This is a genomic window from Abyssisolibacter sp. ZYX002 (assembly GCF_056892235.1).
Map to the genome: position 1 here is coordinate 250873 of NZ_JARMXH010000002.1, position 15196 is coordinate 266068.

The 15196-nt window shown below is 31.1% G+C and carries 11 protein-coding genes; 3 read left to right on the forward strand and 8 right to left on the reverse strand.

Annotated features, from left to right (window positions below; all coding sequences use genetic code 11):
* Positions 1-40 precede the first annotated feature (40 nt).
* The gene (locus P3X86_RS07190; RefSeq protein ID WP_483291985.1) at positions 41-625 is read right to left on the reverse strand and encodes a flavodoxin family protein; all 585 of its coding nucleotides are present in this window, start codon (positions 623-625) and stop codon (positions 41-43) included.
* Between the two features lie 871 nt (positions 626-1496).
* A complete protein-coding gene (locus tag P3X86_RS07195; protein ID WP_483291986.1) occupies positions 1497-1922 on the reverse strand; it encodes an NUDIX hydrolase in 426 nt (141 codons plus the stop codon).
* 185 nt (positions 1923-2107) lie between these two features.
* Between P3X86_RS07195 and P3X86_RS07200 the strand changes: the two genes are divergently transcribed.
* Positions 2108-2854 carry a Bax inhibitor-1/YccA family protein gene (locus P3X86_RS07200; protein ID WP_483291987.1) on the forward strand — a complete coding sequence of 249 codons (747 nt, stop codon included), beginning with the start codon at positions 2108-2110 and terminating at the stop codon, positions 2852-2854.
* Between the two features lie 192 nt (positions 2855-3046).
* Here P3X86_RS07200 and P3X86_RS07205 read toward each other — a convergent pair whose 3' ends face one another.
* Both P3X86_RS07205 and P3X86_RS07210 read right to left on the reverse strand, forming a co-directional pair.
* Positions 3047-3406, reverse strand: a complete 360-nt coding sequence (locus tag P3X86_RS07205) for a hypothetical protein (RefSeq protein ID WP_483291988.1) — start codon at positions 3404-3406, stop codon at positions 3047-3049.
* A 173-nt stretch (positions 3407-3579) separates the two neighbouring features.
* Positions 3580-5697, reverse strand: coding sequence for a methyl-accepting chemotaxis protein (locus P3X86_RS07210; protein WP_483291989.1), 2118 nt, complete (start codon positions 5695-5697; stop codon positions 3580-3582).
* Positions 5698-6371: 674 nt separating this feature from the next.
* Here P3X86_RS07210 and carA point away from each other — a divergent pair.
* The gene (gene carA, locus P3X86_RS07215; RefSeq protein ID WP_483291990.1) at positions 6372-7442 is read left to right on the forward strand and encodes a glutamine-hydrolyzing carbamoyl-phosphate synthase small subunit; all 1071 of its coding nucleotides are present in this window, start codon (positions 6372-6374) and stop codon (positions 7440-7442) included.
* A gap of 1 nt (position 7443) precedes the next feature.
* Positions 7444-10641: a carbamoyl-phosphate synthase (glutamine-hydrolyzing) large subunit gene (gene carB / locus P3X86_RS07220; RefSeq protein ID WP_483291991.1), complete on the forward strand. Its 3198-nt coding sequence runs from the start codon at positions 7444-7446 to the stop codon at positions 10639-10641.
* Between the two features lie 94 nt (positions 10642-10735).
* On the opposite strand, the gene P3X86_RS07225 is transcribed toward carB, so the two are convergent.
* From P3X86_RS07225 to P3X86_RS07240, 4 genes are all read right to left on the reverse strand, one after another.
* Positions 10736-11200, reverse strand: a complete 465-nt coding sequence (locus P3X86_RS07225) for a PTS sugar transporter subunit IIA (RefSeq protein WP_483291992.1) — start codon at positions 11198-11200, stop codon at positions 10736-10738.
* Positions 11201-11235: 35 nt separating this feature from the next.
* Positions 11236-12405: an NAD(P)-dependent malic enzyme gene (locus tag P3X86_RS07230; RefSeq protein ID WP_483291993.1), complete on the reverse strand. Its 1170-nt coding sequence runs from the start codon at positions 12403-12405 to the stop codon at positions 11236-11238.
* A 257-nt stretch (positions 12406-12662) separates the two neighbouring features.
* The gene (nagA, locus tag P3X86_RS07235; protein WP_483291994.1) at positions 12663-13856 is read right to left on the reverse strand and encodes an N-acetylglucosamine-6-phosphate deacetylase; all 1194 of its coding nucleotides are present in this window, start codon (positions 13854-13856) and stop codon (positions 12663-12665) included.
* 11 nt (positions 13857-13867) lie between these two features.
* Positions 13868-15196, reverse strand: a complete 1329-nt coding sequence (locus tag P3X86_RS07240; protein WP_483291995.1) for a family 4 glycosyl hydrolase — start codon at positions 15194-15196, stop codon at positions 13868-13870.

A 15196-nucleotide genomic window follows, 5' to 3' on the forward strand; every position in this document is an offset into this window, starting at 1 on the left:
AAAATATTTTTATATAAAATGGTAGGGTTTCTCTATATACTTACGCCTCAACTATCCTGCTTGTCAATAAACTTTTATTAATAGCTTCTTTTACATTATATCCAATTTCATATGATCTTTCTAGTTCTTCTTGTCTATTATCATCTAAATGAATACTCTTCATGGTGAATTTTTCTATTGGCATTATACCTAACTGTTTGTAAAAGTATTCAATTGTATCTATTGCGTGACTATTTTTTAGATTATTTGACTCAATAGCAACTGAGATACCACATTTACCACCTCTCATAGCTATTTTATCATTGAGATATGGTCTGCATCTGTCAAAGAATACCTTTAAATGTCCAGTTATATCCCCTAAATATGTAGGAGATGCAACCAAGATTATGTCAGATTCGTCTATGTCTTCGTATATGGCATTCATGTCATCATACTGTTTACATCTCTTCATGCTCTGACAGTAATTACAATCTTCACAATAATTAATGTTCAAATATCCTAAGACATATCTATTAACCGCTATACCTGCTTTTTCCATACCCTCTATAATTTTATCTACCACTAAAGCTGTATTTCCATTATTTCTTTGACTGCCAATAATACATACTGCTTTAATTTTAATCACCTCTTTAGTATATTATTTGAAGAAAAATAGTAGAAAATTTTTGAATTAATAATTTGTGATACTGCATATTAAATATTTTAATAAACCTTTGCTCCAAATTACTATTTGCCAAAAAGCATTTAAATCATATACCCTACTTTATTTTTTAATCCCTATTATACTACCCCTTCTTTCATATATTGTAAATTTATACACCTTCAACTTCAGGTGATGACTTTTTTTTACATATATTGTATTGATGTTAAATCTTTCTCTATGTATAATATTATATCTTAATATAAATAATCCTTTAGCTAGTTTTGTCGTATTATAGATAAAATAGCCTGTTGTAGTTATTATCTATATTAAAATACTCAATTTTTTTGAAAAAATTTTTTAAGACTTTAAATCACTAACATATTCTGTAAAATTGCTATTTAAATGTATTTTTATTCTAGTAAAATAGAGTCTTCACATATAAATTTAAATTATTTAGATATAGATTTTAATTATCAGATTAAATATAATTAATTACACTATTCGGCTAATCGACAAGCTATTCTTATTATAAATCTGCACCCATATGTATCTTTTTCAGTTAATTGTTAATTATTGCTATTATGTAAATATTTGTTGTCGCATTTATGTGTTTTTTTATATTAAAATAATCCAAATAAAAAAAGCTGATAACTTTTCAGCTTTTAGATTGATGACAAAGTCATCAAGATAGTAGACTTTAGTAAGAGTTCAATTTCAAGGCGTGTTAAAATTGAGTAGCAGAGCTTACTTAGAGGTAAGTGAGCAACGGAAATTTTAACACGGGCGCAGAAATTGGGCTTTTGTCTAAGGTCTGAAAGCTGATAACTTTATCAGCTTTTTTAAATCGATGAATCTATTTATTTTTTTGTCTAAACTCCAAAACCCTTTCAAATAAATATGGCTGTATTTGAGGATAAGTCATTTCTTTTGGCAAATCATCAAAATAGTCTATTTTTTCTATCTCCATGTTTGGCAATTCTCCCATTACATTTAAGTCTGCAGTAAATAATCTTCCGTAAGATGTATTCTCATCTCTAGTTACATAATAATCACATATAGGAGTTATTTCAAACTCTTTTGCACCTGTTTCTTCATAAAGTTCTCTTTTTGCTGTAGTATTTATATCTTCATTTTCTTCTCTGTGACCACCTGGTATTTCCCACGTGTTTCTGTCCTTATGCTTTACAAATACCCATTTACCATTATGTATAGCCATTATAACTGCAAATTTAAGATTATATGTTTTATCATGTCCGATTTCTTTAAAACCTACCTTCATAATATTCCCTCCACTATTCTATCATATTATACATTATAATGTGTTACAATAAATTAAGCAATAAACAATAACAAAAAATTCAACGTCAAACTTGTACTTTTACTAATTTGCCAGTTAAATTATTAATTTAATTTCAATAAATTGATTATAATATTAATATAAACTAAATTTTGGAGGTTATCATCATGAAACTCAGTTCATTAAGAAAACCAAATCCTGTCTTAGCTAAAGGTATGGATTATAAAATGGAAAGTCATAATACTACTGATACAATGACAATGGGGGGCACAATAAACAAGATAATAATACTACTAGGCTTAGTCATAATAGGTGCATTATTACCTGCAAGTGGCATAATACCTTTAGTATCGTATACTGGTATGATAGTATCTATTATATTTACTTTTATAATAGGTATCATAGCCTTTTCAAAACCTAAACTATGTCCTATATTAGCTCCAATATATGCAGCTTTAGAAGGAGTTTTTTTAGGGTATATGTCATTAGCTTTTGAAAGAGCCTATCCAGGTATAGCATTACAAGCAGTACTACTGACATTTGGTATACTTGGAGCAGTTGTAACCATATATAAACTTGGACTTATAAAAGTTACAGAGGAATTTAGATTTATGGTTTCTAGTGCTACATTAGGGATAGCCTTACTATATGGGTTAACTATCATACTAAGATTATTTGGCATTGATATAGCATTCATACATTCAAGTGGTATTATAGGAATAGCATTTAGCTTGTTTGTCGTTTCTATAGCTACTTTCAATCTAGTCTTGGATATTGAATATATTCACAATGCAGTTAGAAGAAACTTTTCTAAGGAATATGAATGGTATGGTGCTTTTGGATTGATGGTAACTTTGATTTGGCTATATATAGAAGTGATTAGATTACTTGCAAAGCTTAAATCAAGGGATTAATCAATTATTTTTATAGCAAAACATCAATATACAGACTGAAGAAATAGTTCAAGTCTGGGACGTGTTAAAATTGAGTAGCAAAGCTTACTTAGAGATAAGTCAGCAACGTAAATTTTAGGACAACGCAGAAATTGGGCTTTTATAACAAGTTTGAGGTTGTCCAGCATTATTGCTAGACAACCTCATTTTTAACTAATGGTTCACCGAATGTTTATGCCAGTACTGCATGTGTGTACTTTTATCATAATACTCACATGCCCCACATTCTTCTATAGTAGTTACCTTTCTTTTATATACTGTCACAAAACAATCTTTGTAAGGACATTCATAATATCCGCATTTAATCCATTCTCCATAAGTCGTTCTCCTAATAAATCCTGACCAATTACCACATTTAGGACATGCTGGCGCTCTTATGCCTACTTCATCGTCTATATGATTATGACAACTACATGTCTGCTCATTGGCTTCTAGATTCCCTGCATATACGAAATTGATAGTAAAAATAGTAACTACCAAAATACTTACCAAAAGAATATTTCTCTTATTCACAAAATCACTCCTTATTTTTTGGATGTTTATGAATATATATAGTGTAATAAACGTTATGAAGAATTACGAGATATTAGAACACCTTACTCACCTCCACTAGAATAATACTTTGATAATCAATGTAATTTTATTTTAACATTATTTGTAAATATTGTCAATGGAAGTCCATCTCTTTATACGTTAAACTTGTCAATACTCTCTATTAGATTATTTGATTGAGTTTTTGTAATCTGTGCATTTTCATTCATTTCTTCTATAGAAGCTAACACTTCTTGTGTACTAGCTGATACCTGCTGAGCTGTAGCTGATGACTGTTCAGCAAACGCCGCTAAATTACTCAAAGTATCTATTATTCCATTTTTGATATCCTCTATGTTTTTAATATTTAACTGAGCTGAATCCAACTTGCTAAATAACGATGATAAGTATTCATCTGTTTTGCCAAATATCTCTTCTGTGCTTTTAATTGACTTATTTTGTTCATAATACGATGTTTTCATTTCCTTCATCATAGTTACTGATTTTTGAGATTGTTCTTGTATATTACTAATCATCTCTTTAATCTCATTAGTACCTTCTGCCGTCTGTTCGGCAAGTTTTCTTATTTCATCAGCTACTACCGCAAAGCCTTTGCCTGCCTCTCCTGCTCTTGCTGCCTCTATAGAAGCATTAAGTGCAAGTAAATTAGTTTGCTGTGCAATACTGTCTATTAATCCTATGATTGACTCAGTATTGTCCGCATACTCGTTAACTTTGTTTATTATATCTGTTATAGCCTGTGTACTTTCATTTGCAATTTTTGTTTTTTCATTGAGATTTACCATTATATCTAATCCGGATTTACTTAGTTTGTTAGTCTCTTCTGATATATTGTATACCTCTGATACAACTTCAACTGTCCCATCTATAGATGTTCCTAAATTATTAGTTCGATGAGATAGATCATCAACGTCTTTAGCTAGTCTAGATGAACTCGATGATACTTCCTCTATAGCTGATGAAATTTCATTTACTGATTGATTAGAAGCCTCAACAATCTCTGCTAACTGCATAGAGTTTTTATTAACAACATCTGATGACGATTTAACATCATTAACCAATACTCTCATCTGAGAAATCATATCATTAAAATTACCAGATAGTTGCCCAAATTCATCCTTTGTCTTAATATTTGAAAGCTGCGATAAATCACCGCCTGCCGCTTTACTCATAACACCGCTTATTTTTTTCATACTACTATTTATGTTTTTACCTATTAGTATATTACTCAATGTTGATGCTAATATTATACATAGTATAATTATGATATTAATTGTACGACTTTGGTTATATTCACTAAGTATTCGACTTCTAGGTATGAATGTCATTATCGACCATGTTGTATCTAAGTTTTTTAGATGGAAAGGTTCAAATGTTATTAATACTTCACTATCTAATTCACTAATATGGTCAAAATATGAAGTTTCTTTATTCGCTTTTATTTGTTTCATTATTTCCGGCTTAACAGAATCATTTTCAAAGATTTTCTTAGGTAAAATACCTTCTTTAAAACCATTAGCTACACATGATCCTTCTGCCGAAACTAAAATAGCTACTCCACCGTAATCATTAACACTTTCTATCGAAGTTATTTTATCCTGCAAATAATCTAACTCAATATCAGTAGTAACAACTCCTAAGAATCTATTGTTATTTAGTATAGGATAAGCTATTGTAACCATTAGTACATCCTTACCATTAATCTTATAAAGATATGGCTCTGTAATTATTGGCTTTTTAGTCTTTTTAGGTACTAAATACCAATCGCCATCACCTTCTACATCGTATCCAACTAAAGGTTCTACTTTTATCACGCTACCACTTTTATAAACATAGGGCAAGAATCTCCCTTTAGAATCACACCCTAGCTCTTTTTCCTTCATAAACATCATATCTTTTCTGTCATATGCATTTGCCTCAAATCCAATAGCTAATGCGATTACATTTGTTCTGTTCTTCAAATTATTCTTTAGTATATCAACCGCTGCTTGTCTACTTATTGTTCCTTCTTTAGCTAAGTTAGAAAAGGTGCTAGCTAAACTCTTTACTGTATTTTCTGCTATTTCAATATCTTTTAGTATCGCTGCTGCTTCTTTTTTTGAACTTTCAGCAACTATAGTACTAGTTTTGTTCAGACTCGTCGACTTTAACTCACTCAAAATATAGAATATCATTGCCACCGACATGCACAGTATAATCCCAGACAAAATAGTGATCTTATACTTCATTCTTAAATTGTTGAACCATTTCACTTTTTCATTCACTCCTTTTCTTATTATTTGCATACAACATTAGCCTATTTATGTGATATAAGTTATTTAAATTATACACCATTTTAACTAAATATGTCATGTATTGTTGTAATTTTTATTATTATCTATAATTTTATTATTGTAGTAAATTATAGATAATATTTTCTTTCACATCACTTGAATAAAGATGCAAACTAATCTAAAATCAATGTATTTTTATTATTAGAGTTGACATAGATATTACAATGTGTTAGTATGGATAAAAGTTTAAAAGCAAATCAAAACTTAATTAAGAATAATATTAGTACCTTTAATTCAGCCCTGTGAGACTGAGAAGGATGTTTATTAAGATATGTGTTAAACACTGTCTATTATTTGTATGCAAACAAATAGGATACCCAAGATAAACGTCTTAAAGTATTCTATTTTTTTATGCAATAAAATAACGTAAAATATTCATTGAGATTAATAAATATACTGATTTTTCTATATTTACTTTCAATTGTTTAGATTGTAATATAAAAACCATATATCAATAATTAAGTGTATAGTTAATTCTAGATGAGCATTTTGGTTTAATGAGTATTTTAAGCGTTTATTATTAATTAAAGGTTTTATAACAGTGTATAGGTACGAAACTTATTCTTTCAAATAACAAGCAAAGGTGTGGTTAAATGAAAGGTATACTTTATCTAGAAGATGGAAGTATGTACATTGGCAAAGGTTTTGGAAGTATAGGAACAAATGTAGGGGAACTAGTATTTAATACTTCCATGACAGGATATCAAGAAATCATGACAGATCCTTCATATGCTGGACAAGTAGTCACTATGACTTATCCATTGATAGGTAATTATGGAGTAAATCCAGAAGCTAACGAAGCAACTAGTATATTTGCAAAAGGATTAGTAGTAAAAAATATATCCCAAAATCCATCAAATTATAAATCTATGGGAACATTAGATGAAATGCTTAAAACAAAAGGGGTAGTTGGTGTTTATGATGTGGATACTAGAAGTATCACTAAAAGAATAAGAAAACATGGAGCTATCAAATGTTTAATAACCAATGAAGATTTAACTAAAAAGCAGATGCAAAATCTAATCAACAATACAAATATAAAAGAAGATTGGATGAAAGTAGTAACAACAAATGAAATAACAAATATAAAAGGTACTGGACCAAAAGTAGCCGTAATAGATTTTGGTATCAAGAAGAACATCATTAGAATATTAAAAAAATATGGATGTGATATTACTATTTTCCCTTGCGATAGTAATATAGAACAAATACAAAAAACAAATCCAGACGGTGTTTTTCTAAGTAACGGTCCAGGAAATCCCAAAGAAGCAAAGGCAGGAATAACCCTCATAAAAAAATTGATAAACATGTATCCTATATTCGGTATTTGTATGGGACATCAAGTATTAGCACTCGCTACAGGAGGAGATACATACAAAATGAAATATGGACATAGAGGTGGTAATCATGGTGTCTATGATATAGAAAATGATAAAGTCTATATTACTTCACAAAACCACGGTTATGCTGTAGTTAAGGAAAGTTTACAAGAAAGTGATATGAAAATAACACACATAAATCTAAACGATAAAACTGTAGAAGGCATAAAACACAAAAAACTACCTGTTTTCTCAGTTCAATTCCATCCAGAAGGCGCGCCAGGCCCAAATGATTCAGAATATCTATTTGAACAATTCATAAATCTAATATCGGAGGGAAAATAATATGCCTTTAAATACATCTTTAAAAACAGTTTTAGTTATTGGTTCAGGTCCTATTACAATAGGACAAGCTGCAGAGTTTGACTATTCGGGAACACAAGCGTGCAAAGCTATTAAAGAAGAAGGAATTCGCACAATCTTAGTTAATAGTAATCCAGCTACTATTATGACAGATAATAATGTGGCTGATAGAGTATATATAGAACCTCTTAACATTAAAAGTTTGACAGAAATCATAAAAAAAGAAAGACCAGATGGTATACTTGCTGGATTTGGTGGGCAAACAGGACTAAATCTAGCCATGGAACTTGAAGACAACGGCATATTAAAAAAATATGAAGTATCATTGCTCGCAATAAATAGAGATACCATAGAAAAAGCTGAGGATAGACAAGCATTTAAACAACTTATGCTTGAAATTGGTGAACCAATCGCTAAGAGCATCATAGCCACAGACATTAATCAATGCTTAGATTTTGTAGATACCGTAGGATATCCAGTAATTATAAGGCCAGCGTACACACTAGGAGGAACAGGTGGTGGTATCGCTTATGACAAAAATGACCTCATTAAATTGTGTACATTAGGAATAAAATGTAGCCCTATATCACAAATACTCCTTGAACAAAGTGTAGCAGGATGGAAAGAAATAGAGTATGAAGTGATTAGAGATAAGAAAGATAATTGCATTATAATATGCAATATGGAAAATATGGATCCAGTAGGTGTTCACACTGGGGATAGTATAGTCATAGCACCTTCACAAACATTAAGAGATAAAGAATACCATATGCTTAGAAATGCTTCTATTAAAATCATTAAAAATCTTAAAATAGAAGGGGGTTGTAATATACAATTTGCTCTTAACCCCAATAATAGCGAATATATAGTAATAGAAGTTAATCCTAGGGTAAGTAGATCAAGTGCTTTGGCTTCAAAAGCTGTAGGTTATCCTATTGCAAAGATTTCTGCCAAAATATCTATAGGATATTCTTTAGACGAACTAAAAAATAGTATAACTAAAATTTCTAGTGCTTGCTTTGAGCCGGCTTTAGATTATGTGGTAGTCAAGTTTCCGAAATGGCCTTTTGACAAATTTTCTAGTGCATCTAGAGCACTCTCAACTCAGATGAAAGCTACAGGAGAAGTGATGGCTATAAGCAGAACTTTTGAAAGTGCTTTGTTAAAAGCTATAACTTGTTTAGATGACAAGTACGAAGGCTTAAGGAGCAATGATATTGATAATTTAAATAACAAATTATTAATTGAAAAAATCAAGAAATGTGATGATGAAAAAATATTCGCTTTAGCTGAAGCTCTAAGAAGAAATATGTCTATAGATGAATTGTTTGAGATAACAAAAGTAGATAGATGGTTTTTATATGGTATAAAAAGGATCATAACATTTGAAAAAAGATTAAAAGATGAGAGTTTTAACCTTAACATACTTAAAGAAGCAAAAAGTATAGGTATGACAGATAACGAGATTAGCAAACTATCTGGTGTAGCTATTGAAGAAATAAAAAATCTTAGAAAAGATAATCAAATGTATCCAGTGTATAAAATGGTAGATACATGCAGTGGAGAATTTGAAGCTAAAACACCGTATTATTATTCTTGTTATGAAGAAGATAATGAAAATATTATTAGTGATAAAAAGAAGATTTTAGTTATAGGATCAGGTCCAATACGTATAGGACAAGGAATAGAGTTTGATTATTGCTGTGTACATGGCGTATGGGCAACTAGAGAATTAGGATACCAATCAATTATCATCAACAACAACCCTGAAACTGTAAGTACAGATTTTGATACAGCTGACAAATTATACTTTGAATCATTATATATTGAAAATGTTATGAATATCATAAAGGCTGAGTCACCATATGGAGTGATAGTTCAATTTGGAGGTCAAACAGCGATAAATCTAGCTAACAAACTCAACCAAAATGGTATAAAAATATTAGGTACAAAGTTTCAATCTATAGATTTATCAGAAGACAGAGATAAATTTGGTGCTTTCTTAAAGAAACATGAAATAAAAGCACCAAAAGGAAACTCAGTCACTAATATTGAGCAAGCAATAATCGCCGTACAAGAGCTTAATTATCCTGTAGTAGTAAGGCCTTCTTATGTTATTGGCGGTAGGGCTATGCAAGTTGTTTATGCTGAAAATGAATTGATTAGATATATGGAAGAAGCCACCCAAGTAACATCAGAGCATCCTATTCTGATTGATAAATATATCAAAGGAATAGAAATCGAAGTAGACGCTATTTCAGATGGAGAGTACATTTTAATTCCGGGTATTATGGAACATATCGAGAGGACAGGAGTTCATTCTGGAGATAGTATTACTGTTTATCCGAGCATTTCTCTAAATAACAATGTAATCGAAACACTCCTAAATTACACTGAAAAAATCGCTAAAGAATTAAATATAATTGGATTAGTCAACATCCAATATGTTTATGATGGCACTAATGTATATGTTATCGAAGTAAATCCAAGAGCATCTAGAACAGTTCCAATTTTAAGTAAAATTACTGGTATCCCTATGGTAAAACTAGCTGTAGATGCAATGCTTGGAACAAGTTTATTAGATCAACCTTTTGGTACAGGATTATTAGAAAACAGAAAAATTTATGCAGTGAAAGTTCCTGTTTTCTCTGGAGAAAAACTAGGAGATGTTGATATGCAACTAGGCCCTGAAATGAAATCAACTGGCGAAGTGTTAGGCATAGATTATGAATATAGAAAAGCATTATATAAAGGATTTGTTGCATCAGGTATTAAAATTCCAACTAAAGGATCAATTTTTGTATCATTAAAAGAATCTGATAAAGACGAAGGTACTGACATTATAAGCAAATATAGTGAATTTGGATTCGATATTTATGCTTCATATGGTACTAGCATTATTTTAGCTAATAAAGGTATCAATTGTAATCAAATATCATTTGAGCAAACACTCGAATATATAGATAATGGAAATATAGATATCATAATCAATACTCCTACGTTAGGAAATGACTACAAAAGAAATGGTTTTAAAATAAGAAGAAAAGGTATAGAACAAAGAATACCAACATTTACATCCATTGATACTGCAAAAGCTTTTATCACAGCTGTTGAAGTAGAAAAAAATAAAGAAGAAGTTAATTATATGACAATTGATGAATATGTTAATGGGCGTTTTTAGTTAATATATATATTTCCCTATTTTTAAGTAAAAGGACTAACTCTTAAATCAATTCATAGAGTAAGTCCTTTTACATTATATTTAAAATAATAAGTTATTTAATTGTCACATGCATCATTTCATCACCTGTAAACATCTTATCTAGGCTTTTTACTCTATCCATATTAGTTATCACGACTGGTGTTACTGTGTCTTTTTCATTCTTTTTTAGTAATTCCAAATCTACTTTCATGATAGGTGTACCTGTTTTTATACTGGTTCCCTCTTCAATCAATCTTGTAAAACCCTCACCTTTTAGATTAACTGTATCTAATCCTATATGAATTAATATTTCTAATCCATTAGTAGTTTCAATCCCTATTGCATGGTTGGTAGGAAATATTTGAGTTATTTTACCATCACATGGCGCTACCACTAACCCATCACTAGGTTTGATAGCCACTCCATCTCCAAGCGCTTTTTCTGCAAAAACAGGGTCTGCTACTTTTGTTATATCTACTACTTCTCCTGCCATAGGAGCTTTTAATATTTCTACTTTCTTTTTAAAAAATCCAAGCATAACTTCCTCCTAATTTGTCATGTTTTTGTCTATGTCTATCTTATTATACCACTTTTTATTGCAGCTTGCTTTACTGCATCTGCAACAGCTTCTTGAACTTTAAGATCAAAAGCCCTTGGTACTATATAATCTTCACTCAATTCTTCATCCTTGATACATCCAGCTATAGCTTGGGCTGCAGCCACTTTCATATCTTCATTGATTTCTTTAGCTCTAGCATCTAACGCACCTCTAAATATTCCTGGAAATGCTAAAACATTATTAATCTGGTTACTAAAATCTGACCTTCCTGTACCGACTATTTTAGCTCCTGCCTCTTTAGCTAGTGATGGATAAATCTCTGGTTCAGGGTTTGCCATTGCAAACACTATAGCATCTTTGTTCATTGAAGCTATCATATCTTTAGTGACAACATTTGGTGCAGATACTCCTATAAATACATCTGCTTGTTTTATTACTTCTTTCAACTCTTCATTGATACATCTAGGGTTGGTTATCTCTGCTAGATTTTGTTCTGCTTTATTCTTATATACTCCTCCCCTACAAATAGATCCTTTTCTGTTACACACAACTATGTCCTTTACTCCTGTATTTATCAATAGTTTTGTTATAGCACTACCAGCTGCGCCTGCGCCATTTACTACTACTCTTAGTTTATCTATTTGCTTATTAACTATTCTTAAAGCATTAATTATTGCAGCCAATGTTACAATAGCTGTGCCATGTTGGTCATCGTGAAATACAGGTATATCTAACTTTTCTTTAAGTCTATTTTCTATTTCAAAACATCTAGGTGCTGAAATATCTTCTAGATTTATTGCTCCAAAACTCGGAGCAATGCGTACTATTGTTTCAACGATTTCATCTACTTCTTTTGTGTCTAAGACTATTGGAAATGCATCTACATCTGCAAATTCTTTAAATAATATCGCCTTACCCTCCATCACTGGTAATGAAGCTTCTGCTCCAATATCTCCTAATCCAAGCACCGCTGTTCCGTCTGAGATAACTGCAACCGTATTCCATTTGCGTGTGTATAGATATGCATTTTCTTTATCTTTTGCTATCTCTTGACATGGTTTGGCTACCCCGGGCGTATACGCTAAACTCAAATCCTCTTCATTATTTACTTTAGCCCTTGAAACCACTTCTAGTTTTCCTTTAATTTTTTTGTGAAATTCTAATGCTTCGTCGTATATAGACATCTTATCACCTCTTAATTATAACTGTTATTCAATACTTAAAATCTGAGGCTGCCTGTTAAAACAGACAACCTCAGATTTTTACTACTTTAACCTAAATTAATCACAGAAAAATAATAACTATATTGCATCCTTATAATTACAATATATCCATCACTTTTTCACCGTACCACCAGTATGCTTCCGAAACCGCTGAAATAGTGTAATTTAAAAAACTACATCATATTTATCAATGTTCCATGAATAATTCAGGTTTAATTTTATGTTTCCTGCAATACTCCTCTTACAAAGGTATCTATTATATTCCAATCTTCATCTATCACTAATAAATCAGCATCTTTGCCTATTTCTATACTTCCTTTTTTATCATCCACACCTATATATTTGGCAGGATTTTCGCACGCCATTTTTATTATATCAGATATGGTTGCATTAACATTTTTCACTACATTTCTAACAGATTTTATATAGCTTAATTCTAAATCTTTAACTTTTTCATAATCATCTTTAGATAAGATTTCTTCTTTGTTATCGTCATATACAAGCTTTATGTTGTCTCCATCCGGAATGAATTTACATTTTCTAATATAATGGTAAAATGGTTCTTTTACCCTTGCAAGTCCAACACAATCTGTACTTAGTATTATCTTTTCTTTTCCTTTTATTTTATACATCAACTCAAAAGCTTCTGGTTTTACTGTTTGGCCTGTTTGCTTAGCAAACTCTGCATACATATCATCAAAATACATAGCTGCACCTGCTACCCCTAATCTTCTATGATGAAAACCTCTCATACCACTAAAGGTATGTGTAAAGCCACCTAATCCATAATCCTTAAGTGCTTTTATATCTTCAAACTCCGCTGCACTATGACCTACCGAAATCTGAATATCTTTACTATTAGCATGTTTTATCAGTTCTTTTGCTCCCGGTAACTCTGGAGCAAGTGTCATGAGCTTAATATAGTTATCCCCAGCTATTTCAATAAACTCATCTAATAAATCAATTGAAGGATCTTTACAGTACTCTTCTTTTAGCATACCTTTGTATTCTTTACTTATAAATGGTCCTTCTAAATGAAATCCTAAAACTTCTGCTCCTTGTTCTGCATTCCATTTATCTATAAATTTCTTTCCTTCTGCTAACTGACTTTTTATTTCATGTATTGCTGCAACGTCTGATGTGGCAAGATAAGAAGTAACTCCTTCTTTTACTAACCCTTTAGACATTTTTTTTAGAGATTGTTGATCTCCTTCAAAACAAAACGATCCCGTTGCCCATCCATGAAGATGTATATCAATGAATCCCGGTATTATTACATGTTCACCATAATCCACTATATTTTCAGTTGGCATTACTTCATCTAATATTCCTAATATTTTACCTTCTTCAATCTTTAGATAACCTTCTTGAAATCCGTTAGGTGTATATATATTTTGAGAAAACAAATACATCAAACCATCTCCTAACTTAACCACCAATAATCTTTGTTTGCCTGCATCATATCATCTAAAACAGCCTTGGCTTTAACTGGATTTACGATTGAACGATTTAGTGTCAATGCTTCTAAGGCTTTTTGATAATCTGATTCTAAGCACGCCTCTACAGTTAATTTTTCGTAAGCATATTGTCCTTCTATTAGTCCTTTATAGAAAGTACCAACTTGTCCAAACTCATATCCTTTAACACCATCTTTACCTAGTGTCCCTGCCACTTCAACCATTGCATCTTGTGGTATATTGGATATAATATTGTCATTCTTCACCATAACTATATATACTTTATTTAAATCATACGCTATAGATTCTGCTACTTCTACCATCATATTTCCATGAACTGCACCTACTAGTAATTCTAAACCTTCAAAGGAATTTTGGTCTTTTGCCTTCTTACATAATTCCAATACTTGTTTTTCTCTACCATTTTTAGCTTCGTCTGCTCTAGTATAATTTGGATCACTATTCTTAGCTATTTCTTCTGGGAAGAAATAATACTGCAAATATGTGTTTGGCAAGTATTCTGGGAAGAATGACATCATTTTGTTTACATTTTTATATGTTTTTAACCATGAAGCAGCTCTTTGTTCTGCATTATATGGCTTGAAATCATGCTCCAATAAATACTTTTTAAGTTTTGGCAATAAATCTTCTCCAGTTGGTACATGACGAAGCTCTGTAAACCAACCAAAATGGTTCAATCCAAAATACCTTGGTTCAATATCATACTGGTCAACATCCAACAATTTAGCAAATGATTTTATCATAGAATAAGGTTGATCACATATGTTTAATATCCTTTTATCTTCTGGAAATACCTTATCTAGTGCTACAGCAACTATTGCAGCTGGATTTGTATAATTCAATATCCATGCATTAGGTGCATACTCTCTAATCTTCTTAACCATATGAATCATAGGTTTAATGGATCTCATACCATATGCAAATCCTCCTGGTCCACATGTTTCTTGACCTATTAGATCATATTTTAGAGGAATTTTTTCATCGTGTCCTCTCATATGGAAATTTCCTGCTCTCATTTGACAAAAAACATACTCTGTTCCTATATAAGCTTCATCTTCATTATCAGTAAATAACAGCTCCACGTCTGGGCAGTGTTTCTCCATAGCTAATCTTATATAATCTTCTTGAGCTTCTATTCGTTTTTTATCTATATCGAAAAATATTAATTTTTTTAATGGGAAATTCTCTTTATAGTTAATCAAACTTCCTACTAACGCTGGGGTTCTTGTACTTCCACAGCCAACTATAGTTACTACTAGTTTTTTTCTGTTCAT